At 66.6% G+C, this 20,921-nt stretch carries 21 protein-coding genes; 16 read left to right on the top strand and 5 right to left on the bottom strand.

Translation table 11 applies throughout. From position 1 onward, the window contains the following. Positions 1–37: 37 nt before the first annotated feature. Together ACIPK7_RS19630 and ACIPK7_RS19625 are read right to left on the bottom strand one after the other, a co-directional pair. Positions 38–1,219: a two-component system response regulator gene (locus ACIPK7_RS19630; protein ID WP_401089668.1), complete on the bottom strand. Its 1,182-nt coding sequence runs from the start codon at positions 1,217–1,219 to the stop codon at positions 38–40. Positions 1,220–1,317: 98 nt separating this feature from the next. Further along, on the bottom strand, positions 1,318–3,669 hold the full coding sequence (locus ACIPK7_RS19625; protein WP_401089666.1) for an ATP-binding protein: 2,352 nt from the start codon (positions 3,667–3,669) through the stop codon (positions 1,318–1,320). Positions 3,670–3,804: 135 nt separating this feature from the next. On the opposite strand from ACIPK7_RS19625, the gene ada reads away from it, so the two are divergent. From ada to ACIPK7_RS19570, 11 genes are all read left to right on the top strand, one after another. Then, positions 3,805–4,866, top strand: a complete 1,062-nt coding sequence (ada, locus tag ACIPK7_RS19620; RefSeq protein WP_401089664.1) for a bifunctional DNA-binding transcriptional regulator/O6-methylguanine-DNA methyltransferase Ada — start codon at positions 3,805–3,807, stop codon at positions 4,864–4,866. A 76-nt stretch (positions 4,867–4,942) separates the two neighbouring features. Beyond that, complete coding sequence (locus tag ACIPK7_RS19615) at positions 4,943–5,557, top strand: phosphatase PAP2 family protein (protein ID WP_401089662.1); 615 nt, start codon at positions 4,943–4,945, stop codon at positions 5,555–5,557. A 238-nt stretch (positions 5,558–5,795) separates the two neighbouring features. Beyond that, a complete protein-coding gene (locus tag ACIPK7_RS19610) occupies positions 5,796–6,704 on the top strand; it encodes a glutamate/aspartate ABC transporter substrate-binding protein (protein WP_045217115.1) in 909 nt (302 codons plus the stop codon). 182 nt (positions 6,705–6,886) lie between these two features. Next, entirely contained in the window at positions 6,887–7,633 is a 747-nt protein-coding gene (locus ACIPK7_RS19605) for an amino acid ABC transporter permease (protein WP_138520249.1), read from the top strand. Then, a complete protein-coding gene (locus ACIPK7_RS19600) occupies positions 7,630–8,298 on the top strand; it encodes an amino acid ABC transporter permease (RefSeq protein WP_401089659.1) in 669 nt (222 codons plus the stop codon). Before ACIPK7_RS19605 ends, ACIPK7_RS19600 begins: the two co-directional genes overlap by 4 nt. Next, positions 8,295–9,029, top strand: coding sequence for an amino acid ABC transporter ATP-binding protein (locus tag ACIPK7_RS19595; RefSeq protein WP_192431733.1), 735 nt, complete (start codon positions 8,295–8,297; stop codon positions 9,027–9,029). Before ACIPK7_RS19600 ends, ACIPK7_RS19595 begins: the two co-directional genes overlap by 4 nt. 83 nt (positions 9,030–9,112) lie before the next feature. Beyond that, entirely contained in the window at positions 9,113–10,786 is a 1,674-nt protein-coding gene (gene ggt / locus ACIPK7_RS19590) for a gamma-glutamyltransferase (RefSeq protein ID WP_401089657.1), read from the top strand. Between the two features lie 80 nt (positions 10,787–10,866). Next, entirely contained in the window at positions 10,867–12,759 is a 1,893-nt protein-coding gene (locus ACIPK7_RS19585; RefSeq protein ID WP_401089748.1) for an ATP-binding protein, read from the top strand. Beyond that, on the top strand, positions 12,756–14,081 hold the full coding sequence (locus tag ACIPK7_RS19580; RefSeq protein ID WP_401089655.1) for a sigma-54-dependent transcriptional regulator: 1,326 nt from the start codon (positions 12,756–12,758) through the stop codon (positions 14,079–14,081). Before ACIPK7_RS19585 ends, ACIPK7_RS19580 begins: the two co-directional genes overlap by 4 nt. Before the next feature lie 47 nt (positions 14,082–14,128). Then, positions 14,129–14,668 carry a hypothetical protein gene (locus ACIPK7_RS19575; protein WP_401089653.1) on the top strand — a complete coding sequence of 180 codons (540 nt, stop codon included), beginning with the start codon at positions 14,129–14,131 and terminating at the stop codon, positions 14,666–14,668. Between the two features lie 114 nt (positions 14,669–14,782). Further along, positions 14,783–15,232 (top strand): hypothetical protein, encoded by a 450-nt coding sequence (locus ACIPK7_RS19570; protein ID WP_401089652.1) that lies wholly within the window; start codon positions 14,783–14,785, stop codon positions 15,230–15,232. A 106-nt stretch (positions 15,233–15,338) separates the two neighbouring features. Here ACIPK7_RS19570 and ACIPK7_RS19565 read toward each other — a convergent pair whose 3' ends face one another. Further along, complete coding sequence (locus ACIPK7_RS19565) at positions 15,339–16,304, bottom strand: AraC family transcriptional regulator (RefSeq protein ID WP_401089650.1); 966 nt, start codon at positions 16,302–16,304, stop codon at positions 15,339–15,341. Between the two features lie 168 nt (positions 16,305–16,472). Here ACIPK7_RS19565 and ACIPK7_RS19560 point away from each other — a divergent pair, with 168 nt between their 5' ends. From ACIPK7_RS19560 to ACIPK7_RS19550, 3 genes are all read left to right on the top strand, one after another. After that, positions 16,473–17,366 (top strand): NAD(P)H-binding protein, encoded by an 894-nt coding sequence (locus tag ACIPK7_RS19560; RefSeq protein WP_401089648.1) that lies wholly within the window; start codon positions 16,473–16,475, stop codon positions 17,364–17,366. Between the two features lie 120 nt (positions 17,367–17,486). Next, complete coding sequence (locus ACIPK7_RS19555) at positions 17,487–17,729, top strand: hypothetical protein (RefSeq protein WP_401089646.1); 243 nt, start codon at positions 17,487–17,489, stop codon at positions 17,727–17,729. A gap of 108 nt (positions 17,730–17,837) precedes the next feature. After that, positions 17,838–18,095, top strand: a complete 258-nt coding sequence (locus ACIPK7_RS19550) for a hypothetical protein (protein ID WP_401089645.1) — start codon at positions 17,838–17,840, stop codon at positions 18,093–18,095. Here the strand turns inward: ACIPK7_RS19550 and ACIPK7_RS19545 are convergent. Together ACIPK7_RS19545 and ACIPK7_RS19540 are read right to left on the bottom strand one after the other, a co-directional pair. Beyond that, positions 18,074–18,691 carry a class I SAM-dependent methyltransferase gene (locus ACIPK7_RS19545; RefSeq protein ID WP_401089643.1) on the bottom strand — a complete coding sequence of 206 codons (618 nt, stop codon included), beginning with the start codon at positions 18,689–18,691 and terminating at the stop codon, positions 18,074–18,076. The two genes, ACIPK7_RS19550 and ACIPK7_RS19545, sit on opposite strands and share 22 nt — an antisense overlap. Next, positions 18,672–19,094, bottom strand: coding sequence for a hypothetical protein (locus ACIPK7_RS19540; protein ID WP_401089641.1), 423 nt, complete (start codon positions 19,092–19,094; stop codon positions 18,672–18,674). The genes ACIPK7_RS19545 and ACIPK7_RS19540 overlap by 20 nt, the downstream gene beginning before the upstream one ends. A gap of 204 nt (positions 19,095–19,298) precedes the next feature. Between ACIPK7_RS19540 and ACIPK7_RS19535 the strand changes: the two genes are divergently transcribed. Together ACIPK7_RS19535 and prpB are read left to right on the top strand one after the other, a co-directional pair. Further along, positions 19,299–20,021, top strand: coding sequence for a GntR family transcriptional regulator (locus tag ACIPK7_RS19535; protein ID WP_081517269.1), 723 nt, complete (start codon positions 19,299–19,301; stop codon positions 20,019–20,021). Further along, complete coding sequence (gene prpB / locus ACIPK7_RS19530) at positions 20,018–20,905, top strand: methylisocitrate lyase (protein ID WP_401089639.1); 888 nt, start codon at positions 20,018–20,020, stop codon at positions 20,903–20,905. Before ACIPK7_RS19535 ends, prpB begins: the two co-directional genes overlap by 4 nt. The last annotated feature ends 16 nt before the right edge of the window (positions 20,906–20,921 follow it).

Genomic DNA, 20,921 nt, shown 5'->3' with positions numbered 1-20,921 from the left:
TCCTTATACGGCAATCCTCGACAACCGCCCAGCGCGATCAGGGTTCGGGCGGTGTCAGCTCGATGCTTTCGGTCACCGCATCTTCCAGTCGCTGCAGTTCCAGCCCCAGCGCTTCGTCGCTGTCGGCGTAGCGCTGGGCGATATTGGCGAAGCCTTCGGCGACCTCGTTGAAGGCCTCGACCACCCGTGGGTCGAACTGGCTGCCGGCGCCGGCGGTGATGCGGGCGGCAGCCTCCTCCGGGGTCAGCGAGGTGCGGTAGGCGTGGCGGCAGGTGAGTTCGTCGTAGCAGTCGATCAGCGAAAGCATGCGGGCGCCCAGGGGAATCTGCTCGCCCGCCAGGCCCTCGGGGAAACCACTGCCGTCCCAGCGCTCATGGTGGCTGTAGGCAATTTCCTTGGCATAACGCAGAAACTCCGCCGGGGAACCCAGCTTTCGCTCAGCCGCTGCCAGGGCGTCGCGGCCGACGGTGGTGTGGCTTTCGAGGATCAGCCGGTCGGCCTCTTCCAGCTGGCCGGGGCTGTGCAGGATGCGGTCGGGGACGGCGACCTTGCCGATGTCGTGCAGCTGCGCCGAGCGCACCAGCAGTTCGATGTTCTCCACCGACAGGTCGGCGGCGAACTCGTTGTGCAGGGACAGCGAGCTGCCCAGCAGGCGCATGTAGTGCTCGATGCGCACCAGGTGGTTGCTGTGCGGGTTGTCGCGCAGGTCGCAAAGCGTCGCCATGGCTTCCAGGGTGGCGTCCTGGATGGCCTGCAGCTCGCGGGCGCGGCGGCGCACCTCCAGCTCCAGATACTCGCTCTTGTCGCGCAGGAAATCGGCGTTGGCCTTGAGGTTCAGGTGCGCGCGGATGCGCGCCAGGGTCACCGGCGGGCTGATCGGCTTGGTCAGGTAGTCCACCGCGCCCAGGTCCAGGCCCTTCTGCTCGTCGGCGGAGCTGACCATCCCGGTGAGGAAGATCACCGGGATGTCGCGGGTCATCGGGTCGGCCTTGAGCTGGCGGCAGACTTCGTAGCCGTCCATCTCCGGCATCATGATGTCGAGCAGCACCAGGTCCGGGCGCGGGTCGCTCTGCATCAGGCGCAGCGCCTTCGGTCCGCTGGAGGCGACGCGCACCTGGTAGCGGTCCATGAGCAGTTCGCTCATGAGCATCAGGTTGTCGGGCTGATCGTCCACCACCAGGACCATTTCCTGCTCCGGCCGGTCCAGCATGCTATCCATCGCAACTCCTCGCATCGGTCAGATTCGTGACATGCCATGGGGGATCGGACCACGGCCCCGTCCGCGTGTTCCTGTCCCGCCTTGCCCTCCATACCCGGCTATATCCGGATATCGCGCTCCCTCGCGAGATTCACCAGACTTTCCAGGGCCCGCTCGAATTCGAAACGCCGCACGCTCATGGCGATCCCCTCGTAGCCCTCATTGAAGACGCTGCGCAGCAGGCTTGCACGTTCGCCGAGCAACCGCCCGGCGCGCGGGTCGTCCGCCGCCAGCAGGTGCGCCAGGCGTCGGCAGACCTGCTCGACCTCGGCATCGCTGCCGCTCTCCAGCAGTGCCGGTGCCGCCGCGGCGGCCGGTATCAGCGGCACGGGCAACGGCGCATGGCTGATGTTCTGCAGGCTCAGGCTGCCCGAGTCGTCCACCCGCCCCATGGGCAGCCGGCACCAGAACAGGCTGCCGTGGTTCGGCTCGCTTTCCACCCCGACGCTGCCGCCCATCGCTTGCGCCAGCTTCTTGCAGATCGCCAGGCCGAGGCCGGAGCCACCGTAGCGGCGGGTGATGGAGCTGTCCGCCTGCTGGAAGGACTCGAACAGGCGTTCCTGCTGCGGCTCGGTGATGCCGATGCCGGTATCGCGGAAGGCGAAGTAGAGCTGCAGGCTGTCTTCGTCCTCGTCCTCCAGGCGGACGATCAGCACCACCTCGCCCTGCTCGGTGAACTTCAGCGCGTTGTTGCCGTAGTTCATCAGGATCTGCCGCAGGCGCAGGGAGTCGCCGACCACCTGGGCGGGCACCCGCGGGTCGATCTCGCAGCGCACCGCCAGGCCCTTGCTCGCCGCGCGGATGTTGAACAGGTCGAACAGCTCGCCGAGCAGGCGCTCCAGGTCGAAGCCGATGTGCTCGAACTCCAGCTTGCCGGCCTCCACGCGGGACAGGTCGAGGATGTCGCTGATCAGCTCCAGCAGGTACTGGCCCGACCCCTGGATCTTGCCCAGGTAGTCCACCTGCTGAGGGTCCAGGGTGGTTTCCTGCAGCAGGTGCGCCAGGCCGATGATGATGTTCAGCGGCGTGCGAATCTCATGGCTCATGTTGGCGAGGAAGTCGCTCTTGAGCTGCGCCGCTTCCTCGGCCAGGTCGCGGGCCTCGGCCAGTGCCAGCTCGGTGGATTTGCGCGCGGTGACGTCGCGGCTGACGCCGACCAGGCCGAGCAACCGGCCCTGGTCGTCGTGGAAGGCGCTGCGCAGGGTGTCGAAGAGCACCCGCCGGCCATCGGGATAGACCACCCAGCCTTCGCTGGCGTAGGGCTCGCGCTCGGTCAGAGCCTGCCGGTCGCGCTCCTGGCGTCCGGCGCCGGCGGCGCGGCTGAACATCTGCTGGTCGCTGCGCCCGACTATGTCCTGCGGCGAGCGCCCCAGGCAGTCGGCAAAGGCCTGGTTGACCCCCAGGTAGCGCCCCTGGGTGTCCTTGAACCAGATCGGGTCGGGGATCGAGTTGATCAGCGCCAGCAGGGTGCTGCGCTGGCGCCGCTCCTCAGCCTCGGCGCGGGCGCGCTCGGCCACCTGGATCGACAGCCGGCGGTTCCACACCAGCACGAAGGTCAGCAGGGCAAGGAAGCCCACCACCCACGGCCAGGCGATCTGCAGCAGGTTCATCCAGTCGAAGACATCCAGTGACGGCAGCCAGCGCGCCTCGATTGCTTCCTGCTCGCTGCGGGTGATGTTGCCCAGGGCGCGGTCCAGCAGCGGCACCAGCGGTTCCAGCTCCTTGCGCAGGGCGAAGCGCACCTGGCTGTTGCCCAGCCCGCTGTCGCCGCGCACTTCCATGTTGGAAAGGCCGAGCTGCTCAATCAGGAACGTGGTGGTAATGAGGTTGCCGACATAAGCATCGGCGCGCCCGGTGGAGACCGCCTTGAGCGCGCTGGGAGAGTCTTCGACCAGCACGAAGTCGATCCCCGGCACCGCCTTGGTCAGCAACTCGTGGACGGCGTACCCATGCTCCACCGCCACCCGTCGTCCGGAGAGGTCGTCCAGCGTACGAATAGTGCTGTCGCGTCGGGCGAAGATCAGGCTGCTGGTGGTGACATAGGGCTGGGTGAAACTCAGGAAGTGCTGGCGTTCCTCGGTAGCCGCCATGGACGGCAGCAGATCCACCTCGCCGGCCTTCACCGCCGCCAATACCTCTTCCCAGGTGTTGTAGAGCACCGGCTGGACCTTCATCCCCAGCCGCTCGGACAGCAACTGCAGGTAATCGGCGCTGATGCCGTGGAACTGGTCGAACTCGTCGATCACCTCGAACGGCGGCCAGCCGGCGCGGAATAGGCCGACGCGGATCGGCTCGTGGGCTGAAATGAAAGCTCGCTCCTGCTCGCTCAGCGCCAGGCTCGCGGCACGGGTCTGGGCGCTCAGCGCGAGGAGCAGCAGAAGGCAGCACAGGCAGAATCGGCGCAAGGGCATGGGGTCTTCTTCAGGGAATACCCAGCAAGCGTAGCCCCTGCCGCCGCGCTTCGAGTTTGAAAACGCGATGCGGATTGCTGCACTTCGTGTCGGGACGGACAATCGCCCCAACAGCCATTGCCCCGGAGAGCTGCCGTGACGACTTCCCGACTTGACCCCGAGCGCTGCTGGCAGGCGGTCTGCGAGCGCGATGAGCGCTACGAGGGGCGCTTCGTCTTCAGCGTGCGCTCCACCGGCGTCTACTGCCGGCCGAACTGCCCGGCACGTCGGCCATCAAGGGAAAACGTGGCCTTCCACACCGCCCCCGCAGCGGCCGAGGCCGCCGGCTTCCGCCCCTGCAAACGCTGCTCGCCGCGTGGCCCGAGCCCGCGCGAACAGCTGGACGCGCTGGTAGCCGCGGCCTGCGAGCTGCTCGACAAGGCAGAGAAGCCGCTGACCCTGGAGGAGCTGGCCGGGCGCATTGGCCTCTCCGCCTCGCACCTGGCCCGCGCCTTCAAGGCCCGCACCGGGTTGACGCCACGGGCCTGGGCGGAATCCCGCCGCGAGCAACGCTTGGCCGCCGCCCTGCCGCAGGCTCGCTCGGTGCTCGACGCCGCGCTGGAGGCCGGCTATTCCGGCACTCGCGCCCTCTATGAAAGCGCAACGCCGCTGAGCCCCGCGCAACGTCGGCAGAAAGGTGCCGGCGAGCGGCTGCGCTACGCCATCGCGCCCTGCCCACTCGGGCTGGTGCTCCTGGCGGCCACCGACAAGGGCGTGTGCGCGCTGCTCTTCGCCGACGAGGCCGACGAACTGGAACGCCAACTGGCCGAGCGCTTCGCTGCCGCCCAACGCAGCCGCGACGACGCGGGCCTGGGCGATTGGTTGCGCGAAGTGATCACCCAGCTCGAAGAGCCCGAGCAGGCCGCGCACTTGCCGCTGGACCTGCACGGCAGCGCCTTCCAGTTGCGCGTCTGGCGCGCGCTCACGCGCATTCCCATTGGGGAGACACGGCGCTATGGCGAGCTGGCCGAGCAATTGGGCACCCACCCGCGCGCCATCGCCCGCGCCTGCGCCAGCAACAATGTCGGCCTGCTGGTGCCCTGCCACCGCGTGGTCGGCGGCAGCGGCGAAGGCGGTTATCGCTGGGGCCTGCCGCGCAAGCGGGAACTGCTGCGGCGCGAGGGACATGCCGCCGGTCAGGGCGCCGAGGCGGATTGACCCCCGGTCACGCAAGGCGCGCAGGGGCGCCGTGCTATGTTGGCAGACTTTTCCCCGCCCCTTCCGAACCACCACCATGAATCTCTGGCCCCTGATCACCCGCCTCGGCGACAGCTCCCTGCTGGCACCAACCGCCGTGTTCGTCTTCTGCTGGCTGCTGTACCGCCGCGAGACCGCCAAGGCCGGGCTATGGGCGATGCTGTTCGGATTCTCGACCGCACTGGTGGTGGGTTCGAAGCTGGCCTTCATGGGCTGGGGAATCGGGATTCCGAACCTGAACTTCACCGGCATCTCCGGCCACAGCATGATGTCCGGCGCCGTGCTGCCGCCCCTGGCCGCGCAACTGTTCAGCTCGCGCCGCGCCGGTCTTGTCGCCGCTGGGCTGGCGGCAGTCATCGCGGTGCTCGTGGGCCTCTCGCGGCTGGCGCTCAACGTGCACTCGCCGGCCGAGGTCTATGCCGGCCTCGCGCTGGGCCTGGGCACCAGCGCGGCCTTCCTCGGCGCCACGCGTATCCACCTGCCGGCCTTTCGCCCGGCGCTGCTCGCGCTGGTGCTGGCCGTAAGCATGGCGCAGACGGTCACCGGCGTGCGCGCCCCGACGCACCAGTTGCTGGAGCGCATCGCCGCGCACCTGGCCGATCGCGACCAGCCGTATCAGCGCGGCCAATGGGCCGGCCATCCGGACGTCTGAGCGGGCGATTCGTTCGGATTTCCGAACGATAATTCCACGAATATCCGGATGACCGAATGAGGCGTCGTTTTTTCACGGCCACAGGAAAACAATTAATCCTTACAATTCAATAATTTACCCAAACAAGAAAAGCTTGGCACGGAGCCTGCTCTGCTCCACCTCGAACATGCGACCGGCCTGGAGTGAGCCTCGCCGGCGCAGGACTGAATAACAAACACAACCAGTCGAGGTAGTCTCCATGCGTTTCGCACCCCGTGCGTTGGGCGTCGCCATTGTCGCAGCCCTGCTCGCCACTCCCGTCGTCGCCGAAGAACTCACCGGTACCCTGAAGAAGATCAAGGACTCCGGCACCATCGTCCTCGGCCACCGTGACGCCTCCATCCCCTTCTCCTACCTCGGCAGCGATCCGCGTCAGCCGGAGGGTTATTCCCACGACCTGCAGATCAAGGTCGTCGAAGCCCTGAAGAAAGAGCTGAACGTTCCCGACCTGAAAGTGCGCTACAACCTGGTGACCTCCCAGACCCGTATCCCTCTGGTGCAGAACGGCACCGTGGACATCGAGTGCGGTTCCACCACCAACAACCTTGAGCGCCAGAAGCAGGTCGACTTCTCCGTCGGCATCTTCGAGGTCGGCACCCGCCTGCTGACCAAGACCAGCTCGGGCATCAACGACTTCCCGGACCTCAAGGGCAAGAACGTGGTGACCACCGCCGGCACCACCTCCGAGCGCCTGCTCAAGCAGATGAACGCCGACCAGAAGATGGGCATGAACATCATCTCGGCCAAGGACCATGGCGAGTCCTTCCTGATGCTCGAATCCGGCCGCGCCGTGGCCTTCATGATGGACGACGCGCTGCTCTACGGCGAAATGGCCAAGGCCAAGAAGCCCGACGACTGGCACGTGGTCGGCAAGCCGCAGTCCTACGAGATCTACGCGTGCATGGTTCGCAAGGGCGACGCACCGTTCAAGAAGGTGGTCGACAAGGCCATCTCCGACACCTTCGCCTCGGGTGAAGTGAACAAGATCTACGACAAGTGGTTCATGCAGCCCATCCCGCCGAAGAACCTGAACCTCAACTTCCCGATGAGTGATGAGCTCAAGAAGCTGATCGCCAATCCGACCGACAAGTCTGCCGAGCAGATGTAACGGTCGCGCGCGGCTGCGCCCACAAGGCGTAGCTGCGCGGGGGATCGGAAGCGCACGCCATGCGCTTCCGGCCCACTTCTTCCTGATGACGATGCCGGAACACCCGCTACCCGCGGGTGGCGGGCGGCCTTGTGCCCGCATCCGGCCCCGTACCGAACAAAGCAATCGAGGGGAAACCCGTCATGGATTACAACTGGGACTGGGGCGTGTTCTTCAAGTCCACCGGGATCGGCGACGAACGCTACCTGGACTGGTACATCACCGGCCTTGGCTGGACCATCGCCGTCTCGCTCGCGGCCTGGGTCATTGCCCTGGCGCTCGGCTCACTGCTGGGCGTGATGCGCACCCTGCCCAACCGCTGGTTGTCGGGCATCGCCACGGCCTACGTGGAGCTGTTCCGCAACGTGCCGCTGCTGGTGCAGCTGTTCCTCTGGTACTTCTTCGTACCCGACTACCTGCCGCAGCCGATCCAGGACTGGTTCAAGCTGGGCATCGCCCCGGAAACCTCGGCCTTCATCAGCGTCGTCGTGTGCCTGGGCCTGTTCACCGCAGCGCGGGTCTGCGAACAGGTGCGCACCGGCATCCAGGCGCTGCCCAAGGGCCAGCTCGCCGCCGCCAGCGCCGTGGGCTTCCGCCTGCCGTCGATCTACCGCCACGTGCTGTTGCCGCAGGCCTTCCGGATCATCATCCCGCCGCTGACCTCGGAATTCCTCAACGTCTTCAAGAACTCCTCAGTGGCCTCGCTGATCGGCCTGATGGAGCTGCTGGCGCAGACCAAGCAGACCGCCGAATTCAGCGCCAACCTGTTCGAGGCCTTCACCCTCGCCACCGCGATCTACTTCACCCTGAACATGAGCCTGATGCTGATCATGCGCATGGTCGAGAAGAAAGTCGCCGTGCCGGGCCTGATCTCCGTGGGAGGTAAATGATGGACTTCAGCCAGATCGTCCCCGCCCTCCCCGGCCTCTGGGAAGGCATGCTCACCACCCTGCAACTGATGGCGCTCGGTGTACTGGGCGGCGTGGTGCTGGGCACCATCCTCGCGCTGATGCGGCTGTCGAACAGCAAGCTGCTGTCGAACATCGCCGGCTTCTACGTGAACTACTTCCGCTCGATCCCGCTGCTGCTGGTGATCACCTGGTTCTATTTCGCGGTGCCGTTCATCCTGCGCTGGATCACCGGCCAGGACACCCCCGTGGGCGCGTTCACCTCGTGCCTGGTGGCCTTCATGATGTTCGAGGCGGCGTACTACTGCGAGATCGTCCGCGCCGGCATCCAGGCCATCCCGAAAGGGCAGATCGGCGCCTCCTACGCACTGGGCATGACCTACGGCCAGTCCATGCGCCTGATCATCCTGCCCCAGGCGTTCCGCAAGATGACCCCGCTGCTGCTGCAGCAGAGCATCATCCTGTTCCAGGACACCTCGCTGGTTTACTCGGTGGGCCTGATGGACTTCCTCAACGCCGCCCGCTCGCGGGGCGACATCATCGGCCAGCCCCATGAATTCCTGATCTTCGCCGGTCTCGTCTACTTCGTCATCAGCTTCGCCGCGTCCTTCGGCGTGAAGCGCCTGCAGAAAAGGTTAACCGTATGATCTCCATCGATAACGTCAGCAAGTGGTACGGCGACTTCCAGGTTCTCACCGACTGCAACACCAAGGTCGCCAAGGGTGAAGTGGTGGTGGTCTGCGGGCCGTCCGGCTCGGGCAAGTCGACCCTCATCAAGTGCGTCAACGCGCTGGAGCCCTTCCAGAAGGGCGATATCACCGTCGACGGCACCTCTATCGCCAGCCCGAAGACCGACCTGCCGAAACTGCGCTCGCGCGTTGGCATGGTGTTCCAGCACTTCGAGCTGTTCCCGCACCTGACCATCACCGAGAACCTCACCATCGCCCAGCGCAAGGTGCTGGGGCGCAGCAAGGAAGAGGCGATGGACAAGGGCATGAAGCTGCTCGACCGCGTCGGCCTCAAGGCACACGCGCACAAGCACCCCGGCCAGCTTTCCGGCGGCCAACAGCAGCGCGTGGCGATCGCCCGCGCGCTGGCCATGGACCCGATCGTCATGCTGTTCGACGAACCCACCTCGGCGCTCGACCCTGAGATGGTCAACGAGGTGCTCGACGTGATGGTCCAGCTCGCCCACGAAGGCATGACCATGATGTGCGTGACCCACGAGATGGGCTTCGCGCGCAAGGTCGCCGACCGAGTGATCTTCATGGACCGCGGGCAGATCGTCGAGGACTGCCCGAAGGAGGAATTCTTCGGCGACCTGCAGAACCGTGCCGAGCGCACACAGCAGTTCCTCGCCAAGATCCTGCCGCACTGATCCCGCTGTTGTTTTACCCGAAGGCCTCGGTTCGCCGGGGCCTTCCACCTCACCGCAAGTACAAGAATAAATAAGGAAGTCCCATGCGCGTGTTCCACTTCAGCAAACTGCCCCTCGGCGTCGCGATCCTCGCGGCGAGTTCTTCGGTGTTCGCCGTCACCCTCGACGGTGGCGCGGTCGCCTCCCCCGACCAGTACGGCGCGAAAGTCGCCGCCGATATCCTCAAGAAAGGCGGCAACGCCGTCGACGCCGCGGTCGCCACCGCCTTCACCCTCGCGGTCACCTACCCCGAAGCCGGCAACATCGGCGGCGGCGGCTTCATGACCCTGTACGTCGACGGCAAGCCGTACTTCCTCGACTACCGCGAGATCGCCCCCAAGGCCGCGACCAAGACCATGTACCTGAACGACAAGGGCGAGGTGATCGAGAACCTCAGCCTGGTCGGCGCCAAGGCCGCCGGCGTACCGGGGACCGTGATGGGCCTGTGGGAAGCGCACAAGCGTTTCGGCAAACTGAAGTGGAGCGAGTTGCTGACCCCGGCCATCGGCTACGCGCAGAGCGGCTTCCGGGTCGCCGACCAGCAGTACCAGTATCGCCAGGACGCCATCGCGCTGTTCAACGGCAAGACCAACTTCGGCGACTATTTCGGCACCATGAAGCCGGGCGAAACCTTCAAGCAGCCCGAGCTGGCCAAGACCCTTGAGCGCATTGCCGACAAGGGCCCGGACGACTTCTACAAGGGCGAGACCGCCAAGCTGCTGGTCGCGCAGATGAAGCAGGACGGCGGCCTGATCAGCGCCGACGACCTCTCCAGCTACGAAGCCAAGTGGCGCGAGCCGATGCGCATCGACTGGCAGGGCAACACCCTCTACACCGCGCCGCTGCCCAGCTCCGGCGGCATCGCCCTGGCCCAGCTGATCGGCATCAAGGAACAGCGCGCCGCCGACTTCAAGGGCGTGCAACTGAACTCCGCCAAGTACATCCACCTACTCGCGGAAATCGAGAAGCGCGTGTTCGCCGACCGCGCTGACTACCTGGGCGACCCGCAGTTCTCCAAGGTGCCGGTGGCCCAGCTGACCGACCCGAAGTACATCGCCAAGCGCGCGAAGGAAGTGAACCCGGACGCCATCTCGGCCACCGAGAAAGTCCGCCCTGGTCTCGAACCGCACCAGACCACGCACTTCTCCATCGTCGACAAGGACGGCAACGCCGTCAGCAACACCTACACCCTCAACTGGGACTTCGGCAGCGGCGTGGTGGTCAAGGGAGCAGGCTTCCTGCTCAACGACGAGATGGATGACTTCAGCTCCAAGCCGGGCGTGGCCAACGCCTTCGGCGTAGTCGGCAGCGACGCCAACGCCATCGAGCCGGGCAAGCGCATGCTCTCCTCCATGAGCCCGAGCATCGTCACCCGCGACGGCCACGTCAGCCTGGTGCTGGGCACCCCCGGCGGCTCGCGGATCTTCACCTCGATCTTCCAGGTGCTGAACAACGTCTACGACTACAAGCTGCCCCTGGAGAAGGCCGTCGCCGCACAGCGTGTGCACCACCAGCTGCTGCCCAAGGACACCATCTACTACGACGCTTACGCGCCGCTCAACGGCAAGGTTGCCGACGAGCTCAAAGCCATGGGCTACACCCTGGAAGACCAGGGTTGGAACATGGGTGACATCCAGGCCATCCGTGTCAACGGCAAGGCCCTGGAAACCGCCTCCGATCCGCGCGGCCGCGGCATCGGGATGGTGGTCAAACCCTAAGCCCCGGCAGACGCACCGTGTGGTACCCGAGCCAGTCCATCGCCGCCCCCCGGCGTTGGGCTGGCTCGGCCCCGGCGACTGTGCTGCAATGCGCTTCCAGCCCACTGCCGCCGCCGCTCACCGTGAAGCCACGCCTCGTGCGCAACTACCTGTTGCCCTTCCTCCTGCTCCTGCTCACCCTGGGCTTCGGCTATGGCGGCTACCTGATCAGCGAAGGCGCCGGCACCCGCACCCTGATCGAGACCGGCGAACGCCAGCTCGAACTGCACGCCCGTGGCGTGGAAAGCGAGATCAGCCGCTACACCTACCTGCCCAGCCTGCTGGAACTCGAAGGCAGCGTCAGCCGCCTGCTGGTGGACCCGACGCCGCTGCACCGCGACCGCGTCAACCATTACCTGGAAGGCCTCAACCGCCGCGCCGGCAGCCGAGCCGTGTATCTGCTGGACACCTCCGGCCGCGTGCTGGCCACCAGCAACTGGCAGGACGCCGACAGTTACCTGGGTGAAGACCTGTCCTTCCGCGCCTATTTCCAGGAAGCGGTGAACGGCCGCCCCGGACGCTTCTACGGCATCGGCAGCACCACCGGCGAGCCCGGTTACTACCTCGCCCACGGCCTCGTTCACGGCGGCAAGATCGTCGGCGTGGCGGTGGTCAAGGTGCGCATGGAATCCCTCGAAGAACGCTGGGAAAAGGCACGCCTGCAAGCCTTCGTCAGCGACGAGAACGGCATCATCATCCTCTCCAGCGACCCGGCCCTGCGCCTGAAGGCCGTGCGCCCGCTCAGCGACCAGGACAAGGAACGCCTCGCGCGCAGCCTGCAATACTACTGGTGGGCGCTCAACGAATGGCAGCCGCTGTCGCGCAAACCACTGGGCGATGGCGTCGAAGAAATCAGCTTCCCGCCGGGCGAGCATTCCGACAGCCACAAGCCGCTCAGCTACTTGATGCAGACGCGCAGCTTGAGCGACACGCCGTGGAGCTTCACCCTGCTCACCCCGCTGGCCGACCTGCGCCGCGAAGCGCTGATGCACGGCGTGCTGGCCGCCGTCGGCTTCGCCCTGTTCGCCTTCCTGCTGATCGCCTGGAACGAGCGGCGCAAGGTCATCGCCACCCGACTCGCCGCCCGTGAGGCGCTGGAGCAGGCCAACAACGCCCTGGAGCGGCGCATCGCCGAGCGCACCGCCGACCTGCGCGCCAGCAACCAGCACCTGCGCGAGCAGATCCGCGAACGCCGACAGGCCGAAGACACCCTGCGCAAGGCCCAGGACCGGCTGGTCCAGGCCGGCAAGCTGGCGGTGATCGGGCAGATGTCCACTAGCATCGCCCACGAACTCAACCAGCCGCTGGCGGCGCTGCGCACCCTGTCGAGCAACAGCGTGCGCTTCCTCGAACGCGGCAAGCTCGACGTCGCCAGCAGCAACCTCGAAGCCATCGCCGAAATGGTCGACCGCATGGGCCGCATCACCGCCAGCCTGCGCGCCTTTGCCCGGCGCGCCGACGACCACGGCCAGGCCACCCTGAGCAAGGCTGTGGACGCCGCCGTGATGGTGCTCCAGGTGCGCCTCGCCGAAGTGCCGGTGACCCTGCACCGCGACTACCCCGACGCACAGCTGGCCATCGACCAGACGCGCCTGGAACAGATCCTGGTCAACCTGATCGCCAACGCCCTCGACGCCATGCGCCCGCAGGACGACCGTCGCCTGTGGCTGGAAGGCCGCATCGAAAGCGACGGCCACTACCGCCTGGTGGTCCGCGACAACGGCCCCGGCATCCCGCAGGATCAGCGCCAGCACCTGTTCGAACCCTTCTTCACCACCAAGCCCGGCGAACTCGGCCTGGGCCTGGGCCTGACCCTTTCGGCCAGCCTCGCCACCGCCGCCGGCGGCAGCCTCGGCGTGGCCTACCCGGAGGCCGGCGGCACCGCCTTCGAGCTGCACCTGCCGCTGCTGCCCGCCATGGAGACCCCCGCATGAGCGCCCCATCCCTGCGCGTCCTGATCGTCGAGGATGACCCCCACGTGCGCCTCGGCTGCCAGCAGGCGCTGGCCCTGGAAGACATCGAGACCGACAGCGTAGGCAGCGCCGAGGAAGCGCTGAAGAAGATCGGCGCCGACTTCCCCGGCATCGTCGTCAGCGACATCCGCATGCCCGGCATGGACGGCCTGCAACTGCTGGAGAAACTCAAGGCGCTCGACCCCAGCCTGCCGGTGGTGCTGATCACCGGCCACGGCGATATCGCCATGGCGGTAAAGGCCATGCGCGACGGCGCCTACGACTTCATGGAGAAACCCTTCTCGCCCGAGAAGCTGGTGGACACCGCGCGCCGTGCCCTCGCCCAGCGCGCGCTGACCCGTGAAGTCAGCCAGCTGCGCCGCCAGCTCGCCGGCAAGCAGGCCCTGGAAAGCCGCCTGATCGGCCGCTCGCCGGCCATGCAGGCGCTGCGCGAACTGATCGCCAACGTCGCCGACACCTCCGCCAACGTGCTCATCGAAGGCGAGACCGGCACCGGCAAGGAACTGGTCGCGCGCTGCCTGCACGACTCCAGCCGGCGCCAGCCCAAGCCCTTCGTCGCGCTCAACTGCGGCGGCCTGCCGGAAAGCCTGATCGACAGCGAAATCTTCGGCCACGAAGCCCACGCCTTCACTGGCGCCGGCAAGCGCCGGATCGGCAAGATCGAGTACGCCGACGGCGGCAGCCTGTTCCTCGACGAGATCGAGAGCATGCCGCTGAACCTGCAGATCAAACTGCTGCGCGTGCTGCAGGAACAGCAGCTGGAACGCCTGGGCTCCAATGAACTGATCCGCGTGGACTGCCGGGTGATCGCCGCGACCAAATCCGACCTCGCCGCCATGGGCCGCGACGGCAGCTTCCGCAGCGACCTCTACTACCGCCTGAACGTCATCACCCTCAACCTGCCGCCGCTGCGCGAGCGCCGCGAAGACATCCTGATGCTCTTCGAGCACTTCCTGCAGCAGTCCTCGCTGCGCTTCGACCGCCCGGCGCCGCCCATCGACAACGCCACCGCCGCCACCCTGATGGCCCACGACTGGCCGGGCAACGTGCGCGAACTGCGCAACGTCGCCGAACGCTTCGCCCTCGGCCTGCCGGTGCTGGCCGGCGGCAACCTCGGCCCGGAAGCCGGAGAACCGCGCTTCGCCGAGGCCGTGGAAGCCTTCGAGAAGAGCCTGCTGTCCACCGCCCTCGAACGCCACGCCGGCAACCTCAGCCAGGCCGCGCACGCCCTGGGCATGGCCAAGACCACGCTGTTCGACAAGGTGAAGAAGTACGGCCTGTGACGACGGGCCCCGCATACAACTGACAGTCACTCGGAAAAGGATTGGCCATGACTGAAGACGCACTGCTCCAGGAACTCTGGAAAATTCTCGAACCCGTGCAGATCGAGCACTTCGAGGTGGTGGCCGGCAAGGCCGAACCTGCCGCCCTGGAACGCTACGAAGCGGAGCTGGGCTTCGCCCTGCCGGAGGCGTTCCGCCTGATGACGCTCTCCAAGCTCGGCGGCCTGTATATCACCGCACGGGAAGAGTCCTGGCCGGCCGCCAAGGCCTTCGACGTCGGCCCGGCCTGGACCTTCTGGCGCGGCCTGCTGGTGTTCGGGCTAGCCGAGGACATCCCCGAGTGGCTGAGCCTGAGCGTGCAGCTGGCCGAAATCCGTAGCCAGGGCATCGAAGACTTCGCGCCGGTGCTCAAGGTCGAGAGCGATCCGCGTTACTACGGCTTCCGCGCCGATGGCAGCCTGGCGCTGTACGACGGCTACGAAGTGGAAAGCTGCGAGCAGAGCGATTTCCTCGACCTGCTCAAGCAGGAAGTCGACAGCCTGATCGAACGCATGGAACAGATGCGCGCCCGCATCAGCGCGCGCTGAGCGAATCATGATGCGTCAGCGCGACCTCGGTCGCGCTGACGCAGGCCGTTGATCTCTGCCCCGCCGTCCCGGACACTATCGGCCTTTGAACCGGCCGCACGAGCGGGAGCCACCATGTCCACCCAAGCCGAAACCCTCTGGAACCAGCTCTGCGCCGACGCAGGCGTCGACCCGCAGCAGCGCATGGCCGCACGCCAGGCCATCCTCGCCGACAGCACCGCGCTGGACGCCACCGTCTACCGCCCGGACGACAACGACCCGGACGCCGAAGAACTCGACATGGGCGACGCCAAGGTGCTCTTCCTTGGCCCCTTCGAAGCCCCCATCGAATGGGACGCCGCCGAGCGCGAAGACTTCTTCGACGACGCCGACCCGGCGCTGTTCTTCAGCGTTCGCATCGAATGCGAAGCCCAACCGGGCAGCTCGGGCTTCTTCGTCCCCGAAGTGGGCGACTACCTGGCGGTGATGGACGGCGGCAAGATCCAGATGTACTTCCTCCACGACTGGCGAGAAGACGACGACGGCTGCACCTGCGTGTTGATCCGCGACGACATCCAGCTCTGACCCCTTCCTGCCGCCGGCAGAAACGGAGATCTGGAACAAGTTATCCGCCGAAGCCTCAAGGCGGATAACGCTGACGCGTTATGCGCCCTAGGGGGCTCAGCACAACCTAGCTGCGCCGCACGCTACCGGGCGATACGCCAATAAACCGCTTGAACGCCCGGCTGAACGCCGCCTCCGACTTATAGCCCAGCCGCTCCGCCAGGTCCGCCACGGCAATCTCCCGTTCCTGCAGCCAGCTCAGCGCCACGTGCATGCGCCAGCGGGTGACGTAATGCATCGCTGGCATGCCGACCTTTTCGGCGAAGCGCGCAGCGAAGGCGGAGCGCGACATCGCCGCCACGCCGGCCAGCGACGCGAGGTTCCAGTCACGCGCCGGGTCGCGGTGGATCAGGCTCAACGCGCGACCCAACTGGCGATCCTGCAGGGCGCCGAGCCAGCCGGTCTGGGCGGCCGGGTCCTGCTCGATCCAGGCGCGGATGGCCTGGATCACCAGGATGTCGGCCAGCCGGGTGATCACCGTTTCGCCGCCGGGGCGCATGGCCCGCGCTTCGTTCTCCATCAGTTGCAGGGTGCTCATCAGCCAATCGCGCTGACCGGGGTCGCGCACCTGCGCCTCCAGCACGCGCGGCAACAGCCGCACCAGTTGCAGCGCGGCGGGATGGTCGAAGCGCACCGCGCCGCAGATCATCGCCGTCGGCTCCCCGCCGCCGCCCTGGCGCAGCACTTCGTAGCGGTCACTGGCGTAGGCGCGCGGCAGGTCGAACAATCCCGCCGCGGCGTCCCCCGGCGCGCTCACCAGCCGGTGGCCCTCGCCGTGGGGCACCAGCACCAGATCGCCCGGCGCCAGCCGGCGCGGCTCGTCGCCTTCGGCTTCCAGCCAGCACTCGCCGACGGTCAGCACATGGAACATCAGGCACTGTGGCATGGCCGGCAGGTCCAGCCCCCAGGGCGCGCTGAACTCCGAGCGGCAATAGAAGGTGCCGCTCATGCGCAGGAAATGCAGGGCCTCGCCCAGGGGATCGGTGGAAGCCCAGGCGTCGGTCAGATCCGGAACGGCAGTGGGAGCGTTCATGATCTTCAGACTGGTCCGGCAGGCCGGCGGCGTCCAGCACTTCTGGACGAATAAGCATGAAGTGGCGACTTCCAGGCATTAACCGTCCAGCGCTCTGGCGGGAGACTGCATCCAGGCCAACGAATCCACGGCGGGCGCCGCGGGACGGCCCAAAGCGAGGACACCGTCATGATCACCGTAATGGGAGCGACCGGCCGCACCGGTTCGAGAATCTGCCAGACCCTGCTGGAAGCCGGCGTGCCTGTCCGCGCCTTGGGCCGCAACGCCGAACGCCTGGCGCCGCTGGCTAACGCCGGCGCGCACATCGCCGTAGGCGAGCCGCACGACGCCGCCTTCCTCAGCGAGGCCTTCCGCGGCTCAGGAGCGGTCTACACCCTGCTCGCCTACGGCCCGGACACCGAGGACTACCGCCAGCAGCAGGCAGCCCAGGGCGAGGCAATCTTCGCCGCGATCCGAGACAGCGGCGTGCGCCGGGTGGTTTTTCTGAGCAGTGTGGGCGCCGAGGTACCCTCGGGCACCGGGCCGATCATCAGCATGCACGACCAGGAACAGCGCCTGCGCCTGCTGCCGCCGGAGGTGGATGTGCTGATGCTGCGCTCCGGCGCGCTATTCGAAAACCTGTATGGCGCGCTGGAGATCGTCCGCGCCTTCGGCTGCTACAGCGATGCGGTGGCGCCGGATGTACCGGTGCCGATGGTCGCCACCCAGGACGTCGCCGATGCCGCCAGCCGTGCCCTGCTGGAGCGCGACTGGCGGGGCCACGTGACCCGCGAAGTGCTCGGCCAGCGCGATATCAGCTACGCCCAGGCGACCCGGCTGCTGGGGGCAGCCATCGGCCGGCCGGACCTGCCCTATGTGCCGGTTTCGCCTCAGGAGCTGGAGCGCGCGTTGCGTGAAGCCGGTTGCTCCGCCAGCATCGCCGCGTGCTACGCCGAACTGGGCGAGGCGATCAGCTGCGGGCGGGTTCGGGCGCAGGAGGCGCGTTCGCCGGCCAATACCACGGCGACGCGCTTCGAAGACTTCGCCCAGGACTGGGCCGGGGCCTACCGGGCTTTAGCGTAAGACTGCGCCGTCAGTCAGAGCCAAATAATTTCCTACAAATATCTCGGAGGGTTCTGATGAATTTGGCGCTGATCCGCTGTCTAGAGTACTCGCCCACTCACCAACGGCCGGATCACCGCCATGAACCTAGCTCCCGACAGTCTCTGGGTCGACGTGGAGACCTGGTCTCCCTACCGCCCGCAACGCATCCTCCACGGCCGCATCAGCCGCGAGGACTACCTCGCGCTGTGCGCCGGCCGCGCACCTTTCGAAGTGCGCCTGGGCGATTGCCAGAGTCGCCACTGCCCCACCGGCCCGGTGCAGGATCTGTTCCTCAGCGGCTCGCACATCCTCAACGTCACACCAGCCGGACAGGTGGCCTGACGCTCAAAGGGATAGTCGTACAGGCCATTCAGAGGAACCTGACAGAGGGCTTGCGGGACGGACGCTAAGGTTCGCCACCTCTTCTCACCTCACTCGAGCGATGTGGCAATGAACGAACATCTCAAGGTCGAAGTCGTGGTACGCGCGCACAATCGCGAATCCTCCGTGCTTCAGGGCTGGATCAGCAATGGCGATTACTTCGCCCTGAGCGACGGGCATGCGCCCGCGGTCGTACGCCTGAACGACTGCCGGTCCGATTCGGGCCTGGTTGAGCATCCGGAGGATCTGTTCCTGCGCAGCGCCTACATCCTCAGCATCGAGGTGATAGACCGTCTGCCCTCGCCTCAGTTGGCCATGCCCCGGTAGACGTAGGTCATCGGCCGAGGCCCCGGCAGGTAGTCCTGAGTCAATTCGCGCAGGTGGAAGCCGCCGGACTCGATCAGCGCCGGCATGTCGCGATCCAGATGGCAGCCACCGGCCAACGGTCTCCAGACCGGCGTCAGTCGGTGCTGCCAGGTGCGCACGCCGGCATCCGGCGCCAGGCCATGCTCGCAGAAGAGGAACTCGCCACCGGGCTTGAGCACCCGGCGCATTTCCTTCAGTGCTGAAACGGCATCGGGGATGCTGCACAGGGTGAAGGTGCAGACGATGCTGTCGAAGCTGCCGGCGTCGGCACGAATCTGCCCCAACTCCAGCGCCACCATGTCCACCGGAATGCCGATGGCCTCGGCACGACTGCGGGCGAGCTTCTGCATCTGCGCCGCCGGGTCGACGCCGACGATTGTCGACACTTTCGCCGGATCGTAGAACGACAGGTTCAGGCCGGTACCGATGCCGATCTCCAGCACCCGCCCGCGCGCACGGGGCACCAGCAGCGAGCGCTGTTTCATCACATCGCCCATGCCGCAGGCGAAATCGATCAGGCGCGGCAGAGCGTGGCGGTCATACCAGCTTCGGATCATCGGTCTTCCTCTGGGCCGCCAGGGCCCAGCCACCACCATAGGCCACAACCGCGAGCAGCAGCGGCACGCCACAGACCAGCGCCACCTCCGCCGCCAGCTCGGCGAACGTGTAGGTGCTCCAGCTCGCCACCCGGCTGTCGTACAGACAAACATCCACCCAGAACCAGCCCAGCAGGGCGACTCCCGACGAAAACGCGCCGCGCCAGCCCGCCGCCGCTCGCTGCAGCCAGGCCGCCAGCGCGACCCACAACGCCCAGAACAGCAGCAGCGGCGTCATCTCCTGCCACAGGCCGATCGCCTGCAGGTCCGCCGTCGGGTTGTCCCTGTACGGATGCAGGGCCCACAGCCCCTGTCCCCAACCCAGCAGCAGAAATCCCGCCACACTCGCCAACATGCGTTTCATCCGCTCCCTCGATTGCACGAATCGCTCCCTGATGGTTCCAGCGGGCATCTTCTCACGTCCGCGGCGGCGCTCGGCGGTGTGCACGGCCACCCGTCATAAGAAAACCGCCCCATTAGACGATTGTCGACAATTCATCAGATCTTGATTGACCCAGAGGGTTTCCAGGGGTAGCTTTCGCCGCACACCAAGAAGATTGTCGACACCATGAGCGATAGCCTGATTCTGCCCACCCCCGCCAGCGACGACGGCGAGACCCTGTCGGAACACGTGTTCCGCAAGATCCAGTCGGCCATCGTCAAGGGCGAGATCGCCCCCGGCAGCAAGATTTCCGAGCCGGAACTGGCGCGCACCTACGGCATCAGCCGCGGCCCGCTGCGCGAGGCGATCCACCGCCTGGAGGGCCAGAAGCTGCTGGTGCGCGTGCCGCACGTCGGCGCGCGGGTGGTTTCGCTCAGTCACGAAGAGCTGCTGGAGCTCTACGAGATCCGCGAATCCCTCGAAGGCATGGCCTGCCGCCTGGCCGCCGAGCGCATGAGCCAGGCCGAGATCGACGAGCTGCGCCGGGTGCTCGACACCCACGAGCGCGACGAGGCGTTCCAGGCCGGCCGTGGCTACTACCAGCAGGAAGGCGACTACGACTTCCACTACCGGATCATCCAGGGCAGCGGCAACCGCACCCTGACCCGCATGCTCTGCGGCGAGCTGTACCAGCTCGTGCGCATGTACCGCCTGCAGTTCTCGGCGACGCCCAACCGTCCGCGCCAAGCCTTCTCCGAGCACCACCGGATTCTCGATGCCATCGCCGATCGTGACGGCGAACTGGCCGAGTTGCTGATGCGCCGTCACATCGGCGCCTCGAAACGCAATATGGAGCGTCACTACCTGGACGCCCAAGCCAAGACAGCCAACGAACGAGGTGAACAATGAGCTACAAGACCGCCGGCCAACGTTTCCGTGAAGCCCTTGCCGAAGAAAAGCCGCTGCAGGTGATCGGCGCGATCAACGCCAACCACGCGCTGCTGGCCAAGCGCGCCGGCTTCAAGGCCATCTACCTCTCCGGTGGCGGCGTGGCGGCGGGTTCCCTCGGCCTGCCGGACCTGGGCATCAATACCCTGGACGACGTGCTCACCGACGTTCGCCGCATCACCGATGTCTGCGACCTGCCGCTGCTGGTGGACATCGACACCGGCTTCGGCCCCAGCGCCTTCAACATCGAGCGCACCGTCAAGAACCTGATCAAGGCCGGCGCCGCTGCCGCCCACATCGAGGACCAGGTCGGTGCCAAGCGCTGCGGTCACCGTCCGGGCAAGGAAATCGTCTCCGTCGAGGAAATGGCTGACCGCGTGAAAGCCGCCGCCGACGCCAAGACCGACCCGAACTTCTTCCTCATCGCCCGCACTGATGCCATCCAGGCCGAAGGCGTGGACGCCGCCATCGAGCGCTGCCTGCGCTACGTCGAGGCCGGCGCCGATGCGATCTTCGCCGAAGCCGCCTACGACCTGCCGACCTACAAGCGCTTCGTCGATGCGCTGAACGTGCCGATCCTGGCCAACATCACCGAATTCGGCGCCACCCCGCTGTTCACCCGCGACGAGCTGGCCTCGGTCGGCGTGGCCATCCAGCTGTATCCGCTGTCCGCCTTCCGCGCCGCCAACAAGGCCGCCGAAGCCGTGTACACCGCGATCCGCCAGGACGGTCACCAGCAGAACGTGATCGACCTGATGCAGACCCGTGCAGAGCTGTACGACCGCATCGGCTACCACGCCTTCGAGCAGAAGCTCGACGCGCTGTTCGCCGCCGGCAAGAAGTAAGCCTGAACCTTATGTA

Origin of the sequence: Pseudomonas sp. NPDC086581, from assembly GCF_044746165.1 — a bacterium.
In the GTDB taxonomy this organism is placed as follows: Bacteria; Pseudomonadota; Gammaproteobacteria; order Pseudomonadales; family Pseudomonadaceae; genus Pseudomonas.
Note: the sequence above shows the minus strand (reverse complement) of the source record. Positions and strands in the feature narration are given on the sequence as shown.

Bases quoted from the DNA above. Each gene is read 5' to 3' on its own strand.
- ACIPK7_RS19630 (WP_401089668.1), bottom strand. From the start codon at position 1,219: ATGGATAGCATGCTGGACCGGCCGGAGCAGGAAATGGTCCTGGTGGTG.
- prpB (WP_401089639.1), top strand. From the start codon at position 20,018: ATGAGCTACAAGACCGCCGGCCAACGTTTCCGTGAAGCCCTTGCCGAA.
- ACIPK7_RS19615 (WP_401089662.1), top strand. From the start codon at position 4,943: ATGAATCTCTGGCCCCTGATCACCCGCCTCGGCGACAGCTCCCTGCTG.
- ACIPK7_RS19600 (WP_401089659.1), top strand. From the start codon at position 7,630: ATGATGGACTTCAGCCAGATCGTCCCCGCCCTCCCCGGCCTCTGGGAA.
- ggt (WP_401089657.1), top strand. From the start codon at position 9,113: ATGCGCGTGTTCCACTTCAGCAAACTGCCCCTCGGCGTCGCGATCCTC.
- ACIPK7_RS19540 (WP_401089641.1), bottom strand. From the start codon at position 19,094: ATGAAACGCATGTTGGCGAGTGTGGCGGGATTTCTGCTGCTGGGTTGG.
- ACIPK7_RS19625 (WP_401089666.1), bottom strand. From the start codon at position 3,669: ATGCCCTTGCGCCGATTCTGCCTGTGCTGCCTTCTGCTGCTCCTCGCG.
- ACIPK7_RS19560 (WP_401089648.1), top strand. From the start codon at position 16,473: ATGATCACCGTAATGGGAGCGACCGGCCGCACCGGTTCGAGAATCTGC.
- ACIPK7_RS19565 (WP_401089650.1), bottom strand. From the start codon at position 16,304: ATGAACGCTCCCACTGCCGTTCCGGATCTGACCGACGCCTGGGCTTCC.
- ACIPK7_RS19535 (WP_081517269.1), top strand. From the start codon at position 19,299: ATGAGCGATAGCCTGATTCTGCCCACCCCCGCCAGCGACGACGGCGAG.
- ACIPK7_RS19570 (WP_401089652.1), top strand. From the start codon at position 14,783: ATGTCCACCCAAGCCGAAACCCTCTGGAACCAGCTCTGCGCCGACGCA.
- ACIPK7_RS19595 (WP_192431733.1), top strand. From the start codon at position 8,295: ATGATCTCCATCGATAACGTCAGCAAGTGGTACGGCGACTTCCAGGTT.
- ACIPK7_RS19575 (WP_401089653.1), top strand. From the start codon at position 14,129: ATGACTGAAGACGCACTGCTCCAGGAACTCTGGAAAATTCTCGAACCC.
- ACIPK7_RS19555 (WP_401089646.1), top strand. From the start codon at position 17,487: ATGAACCTAGCTCCCGACAGTCTCTGGGTCGACGTGGAGACCTGGTCT.
- ACIPK7_RS19580 (WP_401089655.1), top strand. From the start codon at position 12,756: ATGAGCGCCCCATCCCTGCGCGTCCTGATCGTCGAGGATGACCCCCAC.
- ACIPK7_RS19605 (WP_138520249.1), top strand. From the start codon at position 6,887: ATGGATTACAACTGGGACTGGGGCGTGTTCTTCAAGTCCACCGGGATC.
- ACIPK7_RS19550 (WP_401089645.1), top strand. From the start codon at position 17,838: ATGAACGAACATCTCAAGGTCGAAGTCGTGGTACGCGCGCACAATCGC.
- ACIPK7_RS19610 (WP_045217115.1), top strand. From the start codon at position 5,796: ATGCGTTTCGCACCCCGTGCGTTGGGCGTCGCCATTGTCGCAGCCCTG.
- ACIPK7_RS19545 (WP_401089643.1), bottom strand. From the start codon at position 18,691: ATGATCCGAAGCTGGTATGACCGCCACGCTCTGCCGCGCCTGATCGAT.